Origin of the sequence: Janthinobacterium sp. SUN128 (assembly GCF_030587275.1) — a bacterium.
Classification (GTDB): Bacteria; Pseudomonadota; Gammaproteobacteria; order Burkholderiales; family Burkholderiaceae_D; genus Janthinobacterium; species Janthinobacterium lividum.
Genome location: NZ_JAPWHY010000001.1, coordinates 812810 through 830756, shown reverse-complemented (window position 1 = coordinate 830756; position 17947 = coordinate 812810). Strand labels below are relative to the sequence as shown.

The window sequence follows — 17947 nt, the reverse complement described above, 5'->3', positions numbered from 1 at the left end:
GCTCTCTTTGCTTACCACGGCATTTTACTTTCCCATTGCGCATCATAGCCGCCGCACGCCTTCGACACCGCCAGATAATCGGCATAGGTTTCGGCCAGCAGCACGGACGGCACGTCGGCCAGCGGCACCGCCTCGTCGCGCCAGGAGCGCGGCAAGGGATAGAACTGCAGCGTTTTGAGGGCCGTGGCCATCAGTTCCTCGGGCAGGCTGCTGCCGGAAAATTCGATCACGGCGCGCAGGCCGGCGCTGATGAAATCCTTGTGATATTCGGTGAAGACGCCGCCATCCTCGGCCTGGCCGCGCTGATAGCCGTGCTTGCCGAACGCGCCGCGCAAGCCGAAGGTGTCGCCCACCCAACCTTCGCGGTCCGCGATGTGCCGGCCCGCCATCAGCGAGGCATCGGGCAACTGGTGCGCCAGCTGCTCGAACAGGGGCTTGACCTTGTAATCCTTGAAATGGCGCTGCCAGGCGGCGATCTGCGGCGCATCCAGCAGCGAGGCGTGCGCCAGGCGCAGCCGGCTGCCTTCGTTCAGGGCGACTTCCTCGTCGTCCGCGTCCAGCAGGCTGCCATCGTCGCTGGGGCGCAGCAGGGTACTGCCTGCGTCATCTTCCCGGATCCACACCAGCGCCTGCACCAGGCGGCCCGCGATCGGGTGGCCAAGCAGGTAATCGCGCCACTCCTGCGCCGGCCAGACACGTCCCGCGCACATGGCTTCGTACAGGCGTGCCGTCTGCATGGCGATGACTTGCTTGAGTTCTTTCTTGCAGATGGCTAGCTGCTGTTTGGCTTCCTTGGCCAGTTCAGGCGATTCGTCCTGGCGCGGCTCGGGCAAGGCCTTGATCTCCTTGCCGTCAGGGTTGTGCAGGCGCGGTTTCATGGCGCCATCCAGGGTCACATGGAAGACCCGCCCGCCATACGACAGGTCGAGCCGTCCGCTGTCGTCAAAGCCGCCCGTCGGGATGGTGCGGTCGCCCAGCTGGTCGTGGCTCCAGCCCTTGCCCTGCGCGATGCGCTCGACCAGCAGGCGCGCCTTTTCCTGCACCGAAGCGGTGCGGTAGCGCCGCGCGATCCCCAGCAATAACTGGATCACGGCCGGGTCGTAGCCGTCGGCCAGGCCGTCGAGCATCGCTTCGATCTGCGCGCGGCGCGGGTAATGGTCGCGCATATACGCTTGCAGCAGGCTGATTGCCACATGGCCTGGCGTGTGGGCGGCCAGCGCCAGGATGCCCTTCTCGCCGATGGCGCTGCCCAGGTACTCGGCCATCTTGTTGCGGCGGATTTGGTCGAATACCTGCTCCAGCGTCATCTTGCCCTCGGCGGCATAATGCTGGGGATAGCGCCTGGCGTGGTCCTGGTAACTCTGATAGGCCTGCGGCGCGCGCGCCTGCGCTTCGGCGGTCGCCACTTCCAGGCTCGGGCCGCGCAAATCCTCGTTGATAAACAGGCGCAGCACCGTCTCGCCCAAGGCGGCGCGGCCTGCCTCGTCAAGCAGGCCCAGATAGCGCAGCAGCAGGGCATTGCCGCCCGGCTCCTTCAATTTACAGGCCAGTACCACCCACCAGCGGATGATGTCGGCGTCGACCGGCGTACCGTCCTGCCAGCGGCAGGCGGGCAGCGCCTCGAAGACGAACCAGGCCAGGCCGACGGGCGCCTTGCCCTTCAAGCCCTTGCGCGCGGCGGCCAGCAGAATCTCGGGCGACAGGCGCGGGCTCAGGTCCTCGCCCAGTTTTTCCAGCGCCGTCAGCAGCGCGGCGATCACGGTTTCGCGCGTCTCCTTGTCCAGCGCCTGGTACAGCGCCGGAATGGCGGCGCGGTAGTCGAGGTCGGTCAGCCAGCGCGCCGCGCCGATGCGCATGTCCTGCTTGCCCGATCCCAGCGCCTCGGCCACGCGCTTGCCGATGTCGGGCAAGCTGGACAGCACCTGCTGCGCGCTGGCGCGGTGCTGCTTGCCCTCGCCCAGCGCGATCTCCATCACGCGCGGCAGCCATTGCACCGGCAGCACCGGGAAGGTGGCCAATATTTCCAGGGTGGGACCCAGCTCGGGCGCCACGCCCCGGCGCCTTTCGGCGGCACGCAAGCCCAGACCCTGGTCGATCAGCTCGGGCAGTTCCGCGAACAGCGGCCATACCATCTCCGCCGCCAGCACCTGCTGCGGCTTGGCGCCCCACCAGTTGCTGGCCATGCAGGCCATGGCCACGCTGTCCTGTTCGTCGCCGGCTTCGCACATGGCGCGCGCCAGCAGGCGCAAGTCGAAAGTCGACAGGTCCTGGTACGCCAGCCATTGCTGGAAAAATTCATCGTGCCAGAAATGAAAAATATTGCGCCGCGTGGCCAGCAGCCAGCGCGCCATGTGCGCCACGCCAAAGTCCGGCAAGGCGGCCAACTTGCCCTGCAGTTCGATCGGTTCGCGCACCAGGTTGTTTTGCAGGGACTGCGCGTCGCTCTTCGTTGCCTCGCCATTGAACACGCGTATGGCCGCTTCCAGCCAGGCCGGCTTGATCGTCTCATAGCGCTTCAGGCGCTCCTGCTTCCATTCGTACTTGTGCTCGGCGTGCTGGTTGTCTTCGCGCTCCTGCCGTGCTTCGGCGCGGTACTTTTCCAGCAGCGCCGCATGATTGGCCTGCAGCAGTTGCAGCGCGGCGTCGCCCAGGCGCGCCACCGGTGGCGCGGGCGGCAGCGGCGGCAGCGGCAAGTCCGCCGCGCCGGCCTCGCTGGCCGCGTCCAGCCACGACAAGGCGTTGCGGATGGCCGCCTGCACCGGCTTGCTCGTCTCCTGCGCCAGTGCCTGTTCCATCAGCACCCTCTGCTGCGGCCCCAGACTGCGGCCCAGCAGCTCGGCCGCCTGCACCCGCTCTTCCGTCTTGCCCGTCAACAGGCACTGCTGCAGCAAGGTGGCTCTGCGCTCCTCGGGAATGGCAGCCAGATGGGGAGCCGCTTCGGTGCGCACGCTCTTGCCGCCATCGACGGCCAGGCGCACCAGGACGGCGGCAAAAGTGTCGGCCAGCGCGGGCGCGGCGCCCAGGCGTCTGGCCAGCTGCGCCTTGCCGCTGGCCGACAGTACTGCCGGCAGGTGCTCCACCAGCGCCGCATGCGCGAGCATGTAAGCGTCGAGCGCGCCGGGCGCCAGCAGGCGCTGCAGGCAGTTGTCGCGCACGTATTCGTTCAATTCGCGCCGCTCGAACACCAGTTGCAGCGCGCCCTCTTCCGCCTCGCCATCGGCGGCCAGCAGGCGCGCCAGCAGCAGCACGTCCCAGCCGCGCCGGTTGACCGTGGTCGCTTGCGCGCGGGTCTCGGAAAAACTGGCGAACAGCGCATCGCTGACCAGGTAGTCGAGCCACTGCGGCACCGCGGCGCCGGTGCGCTCCAGCGAGTCGCCCCCGTCGGCCGCCTGCAGCAGCTTGCCCAAGCGGACCAGCAGCGCCACGTCCAGCGTCGCCGCATCGGACTGGGCATAGAACTGGTGCCGGTGGCGCAGGCTTTCATTGGCCAGTGCCGCATCCTTGTTAGGCATGTTATGGGTATAAAAATGCGAGTACAGGCGCCCTGGCTTGCCCAGCAAGGTGCCGCCGCGCGGCGCCGCCGCCTGCACATCGAGCAGCACGCCTTCCTGGCGCCCTTCGCAAACGAACTCGCAGGCGCGCTCCCACAGCGCAGGCGATATCTGCGCCAGGCCGCGCAAGCCCTTTTTCAATTGCGCGTGCTCATCCAGGCCCACTACGCCCTGCGCCAATTCCAGTATTTTTTTAAACATCGGGTGATTCGTCTTTCCTGTTCATCAAGGCCCTTGCCGGGCATGTTTTTTCGCAATCAGCGTCCAGATCCGCAGCATTCATTTCGCATCAAACTTGCATCCAATCAAGTTGCTGATTGTATATTCTTATCCTCCTGACAGCATGCACGTTTGGATGACGAGCATCAAAAAAAAAGCGCTCCCGCAGGAGCGCCATCGCCACAATAGCTGCCTTATGCTGGCGTATCCTGCAACCGGTAGATGCTGGAGAAATCGAGCCCGCCCGATCCAGCCTTGCTATGCATGTCGTACAGCGTGCGCGCCAGCGCGCCCAGCGGCACGCTGGCGCCCGCCGCCTCGGCGCTTTCCACGGCCAGCCCCAGGTCTTTCAGCATCAGGTCGACGCCAAAGCCGCCCGTGTAGCCGCGCGACGCGGGCACGTTTTCGGCCACGCCCGGACATGGGTTGTACACGTCCAAGGTCCAGTTGCGGCCCGAGCTTTTCGCCATCACGTCGGACACTACCTTGGGATCGAGGCCATTGGCCACGCCCAGGCGTATGGCTTCGCTGGTGCCGATCATGAGTATCCCCAGCAGCATGTTGTTGCAGATCTTGACCGTCTGGCCGCAACCGGAGCCGCCCGCGTGGAAGATGGCCTTGCCCATGACGTCCAGATAGGGCCTTGCCGCCGCCAGCGCGGATTCTTCGCCGCCTACCATGAAGGTCAGCGTGCCGTTGGTGGCGCCCGCCGTGCCGCCCGACACGGGCGCGTCCAGCATCGGCATGCCTTTTTCCTGCGCCGCGCGGCCCACCTGGCGCGCCGCCTCGGTGGAAATCGTCGAACAGTCGATCAGCAGGGTGCCGGGCCGCGCCTGCGCCAAAATACCCGCGTCCCCAAGGTAGGCCCCCAGCACATGGCGGCTGGCCGGCAGCATCGTGATGACGATGTCGGCCTGGCCGATCGCCGCCGCCTGATCATCGGAGACGAGGCCGCCGCCGTCGGCGAATTGCCGCACGCTGGCCGGCAGCAAATCGAAGCCCGTCACCGCATGGCCGGCCCGCACGAGGTTCTGCGCCATGGGCAAGCCCATGTTGCCCAGGCCGATGAAAACGATATTGGTGCCCATGGCCTTCCCCTTATTTCATCGAGATGGTGGTATTGACGCCGCTGCCGCCATCGTCCGGGGCGAACCAGCGCGCCGTGACGGTCTTGGTCTGCGTCCAGAAGTACAGGGCCTGTTTGCCGTTCGGGCCCAGGTCTCCCAGCTTCGACGCGCGCGACCCCGTAAAACTGAAATACGCGACGGGTACGGGAATGGCCACGTTGATGCCCACCTGCCCCACATCGATCTCGTTCTGGAATTTGCGCCCCGCCCAGCCGGACGAGGTGAAGATCGAGGTGCCGTTGCCGTTCGGGTTGGCGTTGATGAAGGCGATGGCCTGGTCCAGCGTGTCCGTCTCGACCACGCACATGGCGGGTCCGAAGATTTCCTGCGTGTAGACGGAGTTCGATGCCTGGACCTTGGAGAAAATCGTCGGGCCCATGAAATTGCCGCCCTCGTAGCCGGCCACCTTGTGGCCGCGGCCGTCGAGCAGCAGCTGCGCGCCTTCGTCCACGCCCGCCTGGATCAGCTTTTCCGCCCGCTGCATGGCCGCTTTTGAGACCATCGGACCCAGGTCGGCATTGCGGTCGCTGCCCGGCCCCACTTTCAGCGCCTGCGAGCGGGCGACGATTTCCGGCAGCCAGGAGCGCGCCTCGCCCACCAGCACCACGACGGAATTGGCCATGCAGCGCTGGCCAGCCGCACCGAAGGCCGCGCCGATCAGGTTATTGATCGCCTGCTCCTTGTTGGCGTCGGCCAGCACCACGCAATGGTTTTTCGCGCCCATCATCGATTGCGCGCGCTTGCCCGATTCGCTGGCGCGGCGGTACACATGCGTGCCCACGTGGGTGGAGCCGATGAAGGAGACGGCCTTGATGTCGGGATGGTCGCACAGCATGTTGACGACGTCGGCGCCGCCATGCACGACGTTCAGGACGCCGGCCGGCAAGCCCGCCTGGTACATCAGTTCGACCAGGTACATGGTCGAAGACGGATCCTGTTCCGACGGTTTCAGCACAAAAGTATTGCCGCAGGCGATAGCGATCGGGAACATGAAGCACGGCAGCATGACGGGGAAATTGAACGCCGTGATGCCGGCGCCCACGCCCAGCGGCTGGTAGATATTGTAGACATCGACGCCGGTGGCCGCGTTTTCCGCGATTTCGCCCAGCTGCAGGGTGGCGATCGAACACGCGTGCTCCACCACTTCCAGGCCCCTCATCACTTCCCCTTCCGCGTCGGGCAGGGTCTTGCCGTGTTCGCGCGTGATCAGTTCGGCCAAGGCCCCGATGTTTTCGCGGATCAGATGCTGGTACTTGAGCATGATGCGCATGCGCGCGGCCAGCGGGGTATTGCGCCAGGTCTTGAACGCTTCCTTGGCCGTGGCGACGGCCAGGTTGACTTCGTCCGGCGTGGAAAACGGCACCTTGGCGACGATTTCCTGCGTGGCCGGGTTGACGACGTCGCGCCATTCGCTGCTGCTTGACGCATGGTGCTTGCCGCCGATGTGCAGGGGGATGGCAGGGACTTGGGTGAGGGCTTGGTTCATGGTTCGAGACTCCGTGGTTATTTTTTAACGAGGTTGCACGCCGCAGCATCCATCGGCTTGAACGCCTGGTCGGCGGGGATGGTGGACAGCACTTTCAGGTAATCCCACGCGCCTTTCGATTCGGCCGGGGTCTTCACCTGCACCAGGTACATGTCGTGGATCACGCGGCCATCGGGGCGGATCGAGGCGTTGTTCATCACGGAGTCCTTGATGGGCAGCTGGCGCATTTTTTCGGCGACGATTTTCGAGTCGTCGCTCTTCGCGGCCGCCACCGACTTCAGGTAGTGGTAGACGCTGGAATACACGCCCGCCTGCACCATGGTCGGCTTGGCGCCCTTGTTGAGCGCCTCGAAGCGTTTCGCAAACGCGCGGCTGCGATCATCGTAATCCCAGTAAAAACCGTCCGCGTAGACCAGGCCCTGGGCCGTATCCAGTCCCAGCGCGTGCACGTCCGAGAGGAACACCAGCAAGGCGGCCAGGCGCTGCTCCTTGCCGCTGCCGATGCGGAATTCGCGCGCCTGCTTGATGGCCGATACCGTGTCGGCGCCGCCATTGGCCAGGCCGATCACCTGCGCTTTCGAGCCTTGCGCCTGCACCAGGAAGGACGAGAAATCGGACGCGTTGAGGGGATGGCGCACGGCGCCCAGCACCGTGCCGCCGTTGCGCTTGACGACCTCGCTGGCGTCCTTTTCCAGCGAATGGCCGAACGCGTAATCGACGGTGACGAAGTACCAGGATTTCTGTCCCAGCTTGGTCAGCGCCGCCGCCGTGCCGGCTGCCTGCGAATACGTGTCGAACATCCAGTGGAAGCCGTTCGGCGAGCAGTCTTCATTGGTCAGGCGCCCCGTGGCCGGGCCGCTGAACATGGCGATGCCGCCCTTCTCTTTCATCAGCTTTTGCACGGACAGGGCCACGGAGGAATTGGTCAGGTCGGCGATGGCATCGACCTTGTCGCGGTCTATCCATTCGCGCGCCTTGGAGGCGGCGATGTCGGCCTTGTTCAAATGGTCGGCCGAGAGGATTTCGATCTTCATGCCCTTGCATTCGGCCTTCAGGCAATCCTCGACGGCCATCTGGCTGGCGACGACGGAGCCGCGCCCGCCCATGGCCGAATACGGTCCGGACATGTCGGTCAGGATGCCGACCTTGACGACGCCATCGGAAATTTGCGCGTGCGCGCCGCCAAAGGAAAGGGTGAGCGCCAGCGCGCCCATGGCCAGAACGGTTTTTTTCATGCGTGTCTCCAGGTGAATGGGTTTTCTTATATGTTTAGATGCATTCTGCATGTGTAAAAATATGCACTCAAGTGAAATTAATGCATAATTCCTTTGCAAAAATGCACAGAGAGGGTTTGCCATGCTCGATTGGGACAATGTACGGGTCTTCCTGGAACTGACGCGCAGCGCCGGCCTCGTCGATGCGGCGAAAAAGCTGGGCATCGACCATTCCACCGTGTCGCGGCGCATGCGCAAGTTCGAGGAGCAGGTGGGCACCCAGCTGTTCGACCGCAACTACGTGGGCTACCAGCTGACGCCCGAAGGCCACCGCCTGATGGAATACGCGGAAACCATGGAAAGCACGGTGTTCGCCGCCACCGAGGAATTGGGCGAGCACAACCGCCTGTTGTCGGGCCAGGTGCGCCTGGGCGCTACCGAGGGCTTCGGCGCCATCGTGCTGGCGCCCCACCTGGCGCAGTTCTGCGGGCGATACCCGCACATCAGCGTGGACCTGATCGCCGTGCCCCGCTTTGTCAGCCTGTCCAAGCGCGAGGCGGACGTGGCCATTTCCGTCGAACGCCCCCAGTCCGGCCCCTACGTGGTGACGAAGCTGTCCGACTACCGCCTGAAACTGTATGCCACGCCCGCCTACCTGGCGCGCCACGCGCCGATCACCAGCGTGGCCCAACTGGCGCAGCACCCCATCATCGGCTATGTGGACGACCTGGTCTTCAGTTCGGAGCTGCGCTACATGGACAACGTGGCGCCCGATTCCCTGCGCGCGTTTCGCAGCACCAGCGTGATCGCCCAGTACCACGCGGCGCGCGCGGGCCAGGCGCTGGCCATCCTGCCCTGCTTCGTGGCCCAGCAGTCGAATGAGCTGGTGCCCGTGCTCGATGGCGAGATCGACCTGCTGCGCGCCTTCTGGATGATTTCGCCCAGCGAGCGGCGTAATATTGCCAGGGTCAGCGCCCTGTGGAACTACTTGCGTGCCGCCGTTGAGTTGAATCATGGCTACCTGATGGGCGAAACAGCCGTGCCCAGCTGGCCAACTTGAGCAAACTGCGGCGCGCTACACTGTCGCCACATACTAATGAGGAGAACGCCATGCTGATGGATGCGAACCAGGCCGTACTGGTCATTGTCGACCTGCAAGGTCGCTTGATGCCGGCCATCCACGACGCCGGCCTCGTGCTGGCGCAAAACCTGCGCCTGGCCAAGATTGCCCGCCTGCTCGACGTGCCCGTGCTGGGCACGGAACAGAACCGCCAGGGGCTGGGGCCGAACGTGGAAGAGATCGCCGCCCTGTGCGAACGGACCTTGCACAAGACGCATTTCGGCGCCTGTGCCGACGGACTGCAGGCCATCCTGCCGCCCGGGCGCAGACAAATCGTCGTCACGGGTTGCGAAGCCCATGTATGCATGCTGCAGACGGCCATCGGCTTGCTGGAACTGGGGTACGAGGTCATCATCGCCATCGACGCCGTCGGCTCGCGCCAGGCCGCCAGCCGCGACGCGGCGCTGCCCCGCCTGGGCAAGCTGGGCGCCCATCTGGTGACGGTGGAGATGCTGGCCTTCGAATGGTTGCGCGATTGCAAACATCCGCGTTTCCGCGAAGTATTGGCGCTGATTAAATAGAAAGCAGGTTTAAGCCAGATCAATCCTGTCGGCCGCCCATTTGCTAGCTTGGTAACAGCGCCGCCATTCCGAGCGGTGCGCCGTCCACATCAGCAAGGGAGCCATCATGGCCTATATCCTGCGGGGCAAGCTGTGCGGCTTGATCTGTGCCGAGTGTCCTGAAGCTTTATCCCACGTCTTCGTGCGCCTGTACCGGCCACGCGAGTCGCAAAACGTCACTGCCCTGGCCGTGGCCAGCGCCAAGGAAACCTTCGCCATCCTCACGGACGAGGAAGTGCAGGCGAAAGCGCCCTTCCTGCTGGCCGAAGCGCGCACGGATGACGATGGCAACTACAGTTTTACCCTGGAAGACGATTATCGGGGCGAGGCCGTCGAAGTCGATATCCTGTGCCCCACCGTGCCGCATTTGAAACCGGGACCGAAAGACCCCGTGCCGCTGCAGTTTTCCATCACCACCATCCAGCCGCGCTGGCGCCAGGTCGAGAACGATTTCCTCGCCGTCTGGGATTATTGCCTGCCGCAACGCTTCTGGTGCCTGGTGCGCGCCCGCTTCGGCGCCTGGACCATCTGCGGCCGGCTGCGCACCTGCGACGCTCCCCACGCGCCGATCGCCGGCGCCACCGTGCGGGCGTTCGACGCGGACTGGCTGCAGGACGATGCGCTGGGAGTGGCGGTGACGGACGCCAACGGGCGCTTCCGCATCGATTACCTGACGTCGGACTTCACCTTGACGCCTTTCTCCCCATTCATCAACGTGGAATTCGCCAGCGGGCCAGACGTGTATTTCACGGCGCAGCTGGGCAGCGTGACGATCCTGTCGGAAACGCAAGCCAACGGACGCCAGCCGGGGCGCGAAAACGTGGGCCACTGCTTCTGCGTGGAATTGTGTTCGAAAGACGTCTTGCCGCCCGACGTGGAAGGCGTGCCCCACTGGCAGCAGGTGGAAATCTTCGACATCCACCCGTTTCCCTCGCTGGCCGGCTTTTCCGCGCAAGGCTATGCGGGCGGCGCCGGAGCCTCGTATGTGTTCGCCGGCGGTGTCACCTTGAAGGGCAATTGCCCGCTGCGCAACAGCGCCATTCCCGCCAACCCGCTGGAATACCGTTTCCTGATCGGCGAATGGTCCTGGCCCGGCGGCAGCGACGACCCGGCAGCCATTCCCACGGTGGCGCCCGCCAGCCTGGCGCCATTGACGCAAATCATCGGCACACACGTCGGCTATGTGTTTTATACGAATGGACTGGGTCTCGGCGATTCGGCGCCCGTCATCATCGACGCGGGCGATCTGCAGCCTGGCGGCTGGATACGGGTGGACGGCAAGCCCGTCACCGTGGACATGCGCGACGGCACGACGGCCGTCGTCAACGTGGCGCCCAGCATCTTCCTGCGCACGTTTGACTTGCTGACCGTGAATACGCCGGCCATCACCAGCCTGCACCCAGCCAAGCTGCCGGGCGGCTTGCCCATCCTCGACGCGGGCCGCAGCCTGACGGCGGCCGAGAGCGAACCGATACGCCGCTACCGCCTGGGCTTCGAGGTGCGCGATGGCAATACCCTGGCGCTGGTGGCCACGGACGGGCTCGATTCCATCGTCTTCGATAACTCGCCCGTCATCATGGCGCTGGACCTGGAAGAGCTGCGCAGCAATGCCTGCAACCCCATCGCGGGCGGCCTCGTGCATATCCTGTACACGATCGACCATCCACATCTGCGCTTTTTCAATATCACGATTTCCAACAACAACGGCATCCAGCATCCGCCGCCACCGCTGCCGGCCGCCAGCTTCACGCCGCCGCCACCACCGAGCAATTATCTGTTCCGCGGCGCCGCGGGCGGGCCCCACCTGTCAGGCAACAATGGCGGCTTCCCCGTCAACGTGGCGCTCGATCCGCCGTGCGCCTACAGGGTGGCCATCGGTTGGCAGACGCGGCATTACCTGGCGTCTTCGCACAGTATCGACAGGCTATATTGCAAGTAAAATTGCAAGTAAGCATGGTTCAGAAGTAGCGCACCCACGCCTGCGTTGCGCTGCGCTTGTAATTGGCAAACGCGCGGCAAGGGAAATACAGCACGGGCATCAGCAGCAAGGCTAGCAGCCAGACTTGCCAGATGTGCTCGACGCCATAGCGGTTGCCGTGATTGGCACCGAGCACGGCCGTCAAGCTGATACCGATGAGCAGCAGCAGATACAGGTGCAACAAGTAGTAGAACATGGGGGCGCCGCCAAAGGTGGCGCACGCCCGCGTAAACCAGTTATCGACGCTTTCCAGCCAGGCCAGGCCCAGCATACCCAGGCCCAGGGTGAACAGCAAAAAGTCCAGCGATGGCGGATATTTCGTGAAGTTCAGCACGCTCATGGCCGTGCGCAAGGCCGTGTCGCCCGCCACCCACGGCAGGGTTTCACCATAGATATTGAAACCGCGCAGCACGGCCAGCAACAGCAAGCTGCCTGCGCCCAGCGCCAGCAGCAGGCGCCGCCGCCCCTCCGGCGAACGACTGCGCGCATACAGGGGCCCGGCCGCATAGCCGAGCAGGATCACGCCTATCCACGGCAGCAGCGGGTAGCTGACCTTGATTTTCATGGCGCCGTCCGCCACCAGGTAGCCCCGTTGCAGCAGCACCGTCAGTAGATAAGAGGCAAAGCTGCCCTCTTCCGCGCGCACGCCGGTCAACAGATGCTGGCCCGCGATAATCGCCACGCCCAGCAGCGCCAGCACTTTCAACGGCAGCTTATGCAGCACGGCCAGCGCCATCATGGCCAGGCCGATGACCCAGATCACCTGCAGATACAGCACGGCGGGCGGAAACGCCCCGCTCCATGCAAAGTTGACGAACACCAGTTCCAGCACGACCAGCAGCAAGCCCCTTTTGAACAGGAAACCCGTGGCGCTGCGGGGACCGGCGGCCGGATGCGCGTACAGCCAGGCCGACAAGCCCGTCAGGAAAACGAACATGGGCGCGCACACGTGGGCCGCCAGCCGCGTGAAGAACAGGGCCGGATCGACACTGGCCGCATCCATCGGGTCGCCGACCTGGTGGTGTAAAAAGACGGTTTCACGCACATGGTCGAACAGCATGATCAGCATGACGAGGCCGCGCAGCACGTCGATGACGGCGATGCGGGTGCGCAGGGTGGCAGAAGAAGTCGATGTCATAGTGATTGCTTAAAAACGGTAATGGGCATGCAAGGTCACCGTGCGCTCGGCACCCGGCGCCACCCACAGCTGGCTATACGAACTCGCATAGTAGCTGCGGTTGAACAGGTTTTCCACGTTCAGGGCCAGGCGCCATTGTGTGTTGGGCGAATACGACGCCAGCAATCTGGCCGTCGTGTAGGCCGGCAGGGTAAATTGGCTGCTGACGGCCACGTCGCCCAGGCGCTCGCCCACATATTGCACGCCGCCGCCCACGCTGGCCGTGCCCGTGTCCAGCACGAATTGCTGCGTGGCCAGCAGGTTGGCGCTGTGGCGCGGCACGTTGGCGAAGCGGCTGCCCGTCACGATCGTATTGTCGCCGCGCGTGACGGTGGCGTTGGTGTACGCATAGGCGCCCGAGACGCGCAAGCCGCGCGCCACTTCGCCCGACACGTCCAGTTCCAGCCCCCGGCTGCCCACTTCGCCCGCCGCGATGGCGAAATCCGTGTTGGCGGGATTCGTCGTCAGCACATTGCTCTTGCGGATGTCGTACACGGCCACGGTGGCCGTCAGCTTGCCCGTTTCCAGCTTGGCGCCCAGTTCATACGAGCGGCTGCGCTCTGCCGGGAAAGCCTGGTTGGCGATGCTGATGCCGCTGTTGGGGCGGAAGCCCTTGGCCGCGCTTGCATACAGCGACCATGCCTTCGTCGGCTGGTAGACGAGGCCCGCGCGGGGACTGGTGGCCGACAGCGACTGGCGGTTGCTCACGTTCAGGCGATTGTTCGTCACGTCCTGCGTGTACGTATCGTGGCGCACGCCGACCAGCGCCTTCCATTGCGCGCCCAGATCCAGTTGATCCTGCGCATACAGGCCGCGCGCCTTTTGTCCTTCCTGCGTGTCGATGGACAGGGCCAGCGGATCGGCCTTGCCGCCATACGCGGGATTGAAGATGTCGATGGCATACGCATTCGCGGCCGAAGGATTGCGGCGCAGCTGCACCCGGTGGTCGTCAAAATGATAGGCATCGATACCGGCCAGCACCTCGTGCGCCAGCGCCCCCGTCCTGAACTTGCCCAGCACTTCGACGCGGGCCGACACGTCGGTGGCGGAAAAATCGCGGTGGCGGCGCTGGCGGTTCAGGATGCGTCCATCGGCCAGCAGCTTGTTCGCCTCGGTCGAATAACCGCTCAATTCGCTGTCGCGGTAGGAGGCGCCCGCCTGCACCGTCCAGTCGTCGGACAGCGCGTGGTGGATGAATAGCTGCTGCCCCAGCGACTTGACCGTCATGGGGCCGTCGCCCGGCTCGCCCAAAAAGCGCGAAACGGGGACAAGACCCAGCTTGCCGTTCACGGCCACCACGCCGCGGTCGAACGGCGCGCGCTGGCGCACCGCTTCGATTTCATACGACACGGTCGTGTGCTCGCCCAGCAGCCAGAGAAACGAGGGAGCAAACAGGCTGCGCTCGACCTTCAAGGTATCGCGGAAACTGTGCCCTTCTTCATGCGCCGCGTTCAGGCGGTAAGCGATGGTGTTGCTCAGCGGTCCCGTCAAATCCAAAGCTGCGCGGCGCGTCTGGAAGCTGCCGAACGACACATCGGCGCTGTACTCGGGCGCGAATTTCGGCTTCTTCGTCGTGATGTTCACCGTGCCGCCCGGCTCGCCCCGGCCGTACAGGGCCGAAGCGGGGCCTTTCAGCACTTCCACGGCCTGCGTATTGCCGCCGTCGCGCATGCCGTTGTAGCCGCGGCTGGAACTGAAACCGTTGACCATGTAGTCGGAGCCGAAATTCGGGTCGCCCGTAAAGCCACGCATGGCGTAGCTGTCCCACAGGCCGCCCAGCGGACTTTGCTTCGCGATGCCGCTGGCCAGGTCCAGCGCGCCGGCCAGGGTCGTCACGCCGGCGTCGCGCAGCAAGTCGCCGGTCAGCACGCGCACGCTTTGCGGCAAGTCCATCAGCAAGGCATCCGTCTTGGTGGCGCCCGTGGCGGACAGGCTGCGGTAATGCTGGCGCTCGGCCTTGACGGTGACGACGTCCTGCGCGTCGGGCTTGTCGGCAGCAGGGTCAGCTGCCAGCGCCAGGGGACTGGCGGCGGCAAGCAAAAGCGCCACGGGGCGGCGTAAAAATACGGACATGGGGATTCCTGACAATGGACAATTCAATGCAATAGGCTTGCATTATAATTGATAATCAATTCTCATTAAAGCCTTCGTGAAAAATCTGCGCCAGGAACTCCACAAACACTTGCACCTTGGCCGCGCGCAGCTGGCGCGGATGGAACAGCGCCCACAGATCCGGCCCCCGCGTGCGATACGGTTGCAGCACGGGCACCAGAGTCCCTTCGCGCAAGGGCTGCAACACGGAGACGGACAAGGCCTGCACGATACCGCAGCCGGCCTGGGCGGCGGCAATCATCGATTCGATATGGTCGAAGGCCAGGGCCGCTGGCGGCGTGTGCGCATACGCCGTATCGCCCTCGCCGGCCTGGAACAGCCAGGGCCGCACCTGGCGCGATTTCGGGTACAGGAAATGCAGGCAGGCAAACTGGTCCAGTTCCTGCGGCGTACGCGGCATGCCATGCCGGGCGACAAAGGCGGGCGAGGCGCAGCACAGATAATCCATCTTCAGCAGGCTGCGCGCCACCAGCGATAAATCCTGCGGTGCGCCGATGCGCAGCATCACGTCGATGCCCTCTTCCACCATGTCGACCAGGCGGTCGCTGACGGTCAGGCGCAGGGAAATGTCGGGATAGGCGGCGGTAAAGCGGGGCAAGGCGGGCGCCACCAGGTTGCGGCTGATGCTGCTGGGCATGTCCACACGCAAGCTGCCCGATGGCCGCTCGGCCGCCTGCAGCAAGCTCGTTTCCAGCGCGGCCATGTCGGCCAGTACCTGGCGCGCCTGCGCATGGCACTGCCGGCCTTCGGCCGTGAGCGACATGCTGCGCGTGGTGCGCTGCAAGAGGCGCACGCCGAAATGCTTTTCCAGCGCCGCCACCTGGTTCGTCACGGACGACGTGGAAATACCCAGGCGCTGCGCCGCCTTGCTGAAGCCGCCCGCCTCGACCACGGCGCAAAACACGTGCATTGCTTCCAGCCTGTCCATGCCGGTCTCCTGTGAGTTCCTTGATTCCGGCGATTATCCACGATACTGAAATAGTGCATCGGGATGCGCCCCATTTTTCTTTGGACCGTCCCCGCCTAGACTGGGGCATCAACCACAGGAGAATTCCATGCAAGCCCTCGTCCTCAACACCTTTGCCACCCCCATGAGCATGACAAACCTGCCCGTGCCGCAGCCCGGCCCCGGCCAAGTCCTCGTGCGCATCGCCGCCAGCGGCGTCAATCCGCTGGACACGAAGATCGCCGCCGGCGCCGCCCCGCACGCCCGGCCTCGCCTGCCCGCCATCCTCGGCATCGACATGGCCGGCACGGTGGCGACCGTGGGCGATGGCGTGACGACTTTTCACATGGGCGCAACAGTCTATGGCATGGCCGGCGGCATCGGCGGCATTCAGGGCTCGCTGGCCGAGTACGGCGTCTTCGACGCAGCGCTGCTGGCGCCCGTGCCGCCAGCGCTGAGCATGCGCGAAGCGGCCGCCCTGCCCCTCGTCTTCATCACGGCCTGGGAAGGGCTGGTCGACCGCGCCCACGTGAAGGCAGGCGACAGCGTACTCGTGCATGGCGGCGCGGGCGGCGTGGGCCACATGGCCGTGCAGCTGGCCGTCGCCCTTGGCGCCACAGTGTATGCCACGGGCAGCGCCGCCAGCCGCGCTGCCATCGAGGCGCTGGGCGCCCGCTTCATCGATTACCGCACCAGCACGGTGGATGACTACGTGGCCGAACACACGGGCGGCGCCGGCTTCGACATCGTCTACGACACGGTGGGCGGCACTACCCTGGACGCCAGTTTCAAGGCGGCACGCATCTACGGCGGCCACGTCGTCAGCTGCCTCGGCTGGGGCACGTTCGCGCTGAGCCCGCTGACGGCGCGCGCGGCCAGCTATTCGGGCGTATTTACCCTGCTGCCCCTGTTGAGCGGCCAGGGCCACGCGCGCCATGGCGCCATCCTGCGCGAAGCCAATAAGCTGATCGAGGCGGGCAAGCTGCAGGTGCGGCTCGACCCGCGCCGCTTTACCTTGCGCACGGCGCACGATGCGCATGCGGCGCAGATCGACGGCAGCGCGCACGGCAAACTGGTGGTGGATGTGGAGGATTGAACGCCGGCTTGTTCCCCACGCGCCGAAGCGTTAATATGCAAGAATAAACTTGCATATTGATGAGGCCGGGAATGCGTGAAAATCTGGAAAAACTGCTGGCGCAGGGGCGCGACAACGCCCTGCTGCGCTTTGGCCTGGGCGACGCCTGCCTGAAAGACAATGACGCCGAGCAAGCGGCGCTGCACCTGGCGCAAGCCACCGTGCAGCAGCCCGGCTATTCCGCCGCCTGGAAGCTGCTGGGCAAAGCCCTGCACCAGCTTGGCCGGCTGGACGAAGCGCAGGCGGCCTGGACCACGGGCGTGACAGTGGCCCAGCAGCAAGGCGACCTGCAAGCCGTCAAGGAAATGACGGTGTTCCTGAAACGCCTGCAAAAACAGCGGCAGGCGTCAGCGTAAAACCGTTTAATGCGCGTGCGCCGCGCCCTTGGCCTCAAGAGGCAGCGCGACGCCCCGTTCCTTCGCCAGGCGCTTGGCCAGCAAGCCGCCCGCTTCGGCCGCATAGGCGCGGCAAGCATTCGCATCGATCAGGGGATTGTCCGTGCCGCTGCGCTTGGCGGCCTTGCCCAGCACGTCCGTCGTGCCCGGATGGACGGGGATAATGATGTCGCATGGCAAGGCGGCTACCTTGGCGATGCTCGCTTCGAACGAGGCCGAAATGTCAGGCGTGCCACCCTTGCCCGCGCCTTTGCCTGTATAGCGGAAATCGCCGCTGGCATACGGGTTCAGGCTGTCCGCATACACAACGTCCAGGCAGCGGTCGCCTTCGCACGAGGTCCAGGTCCACGTCGTGCCGCCGGGTGTGTGGCCCGGTGTCATGTGGGCCGTCAAGGTCACTGGGCCCACCTTGACGGTATCGCCCTCGCCCACCAGGCTGACCTTGCGCACCTTGGCCACATGCACCACGGGATTGGCCTGGTATTGCGGATCATCCTTGCCATTGGTGCCGCTTTGCAGCACCGGGGCGGCCGCTGCGCTGGCCATCACGGTGGCGCCACTGGCCCGCTGCAGCGCGGCAATGCCACCCGCATGGTCCCAATGGGCGTGCGAATTGAGGATGTATTTCACATCCTCGATGCGAAAGCCCAGCGCCTTGATGTTCGCCACGATCAGGGGTGCCGATTGCGGCAGCGCGCCGTCGAGCAGGATATGGCCTTGCGGACTCGTCACCAGCACGGCGGACAAACCGGCCGTCCCCACATACCAGGTATTGCCAAAGACATTGAACGGCTTGACGGGCGCATTCCATTCTTTGCAATTATCGCAATCGACAGGTTTATCCTGCACCGGTGCGGGGGTCTTCGCCTGCACCGAACCAGCCGCCATGGTCGCAACCGTAGCCAGCATCAACTTCGCCAATAGTGT

General features: G+C 64.8%; 13 protein-coding genes. 5 read left to right on the top strand and 8 right to left on the bottom strand.

From position 1 onward, the window contains the following. Positions 1–11: 11 nt before the first annotated feature. The 4 genes from O3297_RS03930 to O3297_RS03915 form a co-directional block, all read right to left on the bottom strand. Complete coding sequence (locus O3297_RS03930) at positions 12–3752, bottom strand: DUF4132 domain-containing protein (protein WP_305047812.1); 3741 nt, start codon at positions 3750–3752, stop codon at positions 12–14. Positions 3753–3964: 212 nt separating this feature from the next. Then, positions 3965–4858, bottom strand: a complete 894-nt coding sequence (gene mmsB / locus O3297_RS03925) for a 3-hydroxyisobutyrate dehydrogenase (protein ID WP_034788907.1) — start codon at positions 4856–4858, stop codon at positions 3965–3967. Between the two features lie 10 nt (positions 4859–4868). Beyond that, complete coding sequence (locus tag O3297_RS03920) at positions 4869–6383, bottom strand: CoA-acylating methylmalonate-semialdehyde dehydrogenase (protein WP_305047811.1); 1515 nt, start codon at positions 6381–6383, stop codon at positions 4869–4871. 17 nt (positions 6384–6400) lie between these two features. Then, positions 6401–7618, bottom strand: coding sequence for an ABC transporter substrate-binding protein (locus O3297_RS03915; protein ID WP_305047810.1), 1218 nt, complete (start codon positions 7616–7618; stop codon positions 6401–6403). 121 nt (positions 7619–7739) lie between these two features. Here O3297_RS03915 and O3297_RS03910 point away from each other — a divergent pair, with 121 nt between their 5' ends. From O3297_RS03910 to O3297_RS03900, 3 genes are all read left to right on the top strand, one after another. Continuing rightward, positions 7740–8657 (top strand): LysR family transcriptional regulator, encoded by a 918-nt coding sequence (locus tag O3297_RS03910; RefSeq protein ID WP_305047809.1) that lies wholly within the window; start codon positions 7740–7742, stop codon positions 8655–8657. Between the two features lie 50 nt (positions 8658–8707). Then, the gene (locus O3297_RS03905) at positions 8708–9238 is read left to right on the top strand and encodes an isochorismatase family protein (RefSeq protein ID WP_305047808.1); all 531 of its coding nucleotides are present in this window, start codon (positions 8708–8710) and stop codon (positions 9236–9238) included. A gap of 106 nt (positions 9239–9344) precedes the next feature. Beyond that, the gene (locus O3297_RS03900) at positions 9345–11216 is read left to right on the top strand and encodes a hypothetical protein (RefSeq protein WP_305047807.1); all 1872 of its coding nucleotides are present in this window, start codon (positions 9345–9347) and stop codon (positions 11214–11216) included. A 19-nt stretch (positions 11217–11235) separates the two neighbouring features. Here O3297_RS03900 and O3297_RS03895 read toward each other — a convergent pair whose 3' ends face one another. The 3 genes from O3297_RS03895 to O3297_RS03885 are packed head-to-tail and all read right to left on the bottom strand — an operon-like array spanning position 11236 to position 15472. Beyond that, the gene (locus tag O3297_RS03895) at positions 11236–12393 is read right to left on the bottom strand and encodes a DUF1624 domain-containing protein (protein ID WP_305047806.1); all 1158 of its coding nucleotides are present in this window, start codon (positions 12391–12393) and stop codon (positions 11236–11238) included. Between the two features lie 9 nt (positions 12394–12402). Continuing rightward, positions 12403–14505, bottom strand: a complete 2103-nt coding sequence (locus tag O3297_RS03890; RefSeq protein ID WP_305047805.1) for a TonB-dependent siderophore receptor — start codon at positions 14503–14505, stop codon at positions 12403–12405. 55 nt (positions 14506–14560) lie between these two features. Then, the gene (locus tag O3297_RS03885; RefSeq protein ID WP_305047804.1) at positions 14561–15472 is read right to left on the bottom strand and encodes a LysR family transcriptional regulator; all 912 of its coding nucleotides are present in this window, start codon (positions 15470–15472) and stop codon (positions 14561–14563) included. A 127-nt stretch (positions 15473–15599) separates the two neighbouring features. On the opposite strand from O3297_RS03885, the gene O3297_RS03880 reads away from it, so the two are divergent. After that, a complete protein-coding gene (locus O3297_RS03880; RefSeq protein WP_305047803.1) occupies positions 15600–16586 on the top strand; it encodes a zinc-dependent alcohol dehydrogenase family protein in 987 nt (328 codons plus the stop codon). Between the two features lie 71 nt (positions 16587–16657). Continuing rightward, positions 16658–16981, top strand: coding sequence for a tetratricopeptide repeat protein (locus tag O3297_RS03875; RefSeq protein WP_305047802.1), 324 nt, complete (start codon positions 16658–16660; stop codon positions 16979–16981). Between the two features lie 6 nt (positions 16982–16987). Here the strand turns inward: O3297_RS03875 and bla are convergent, their stop codons facing one another. Beyond that, on the bottom strand, positions 16988–17929 hold the full coding sequence (bla, locus tag O3297_RS03870; protein ID WP_305047801.1) for a subclass B3 metallo-beta-lactamase: 942 nt from the start codon (positions 17927–17929) through the stop codon (positions 16988–16990). Between the last annotated feature and the right edge of the window lie 18 nt (positions 17930–17947).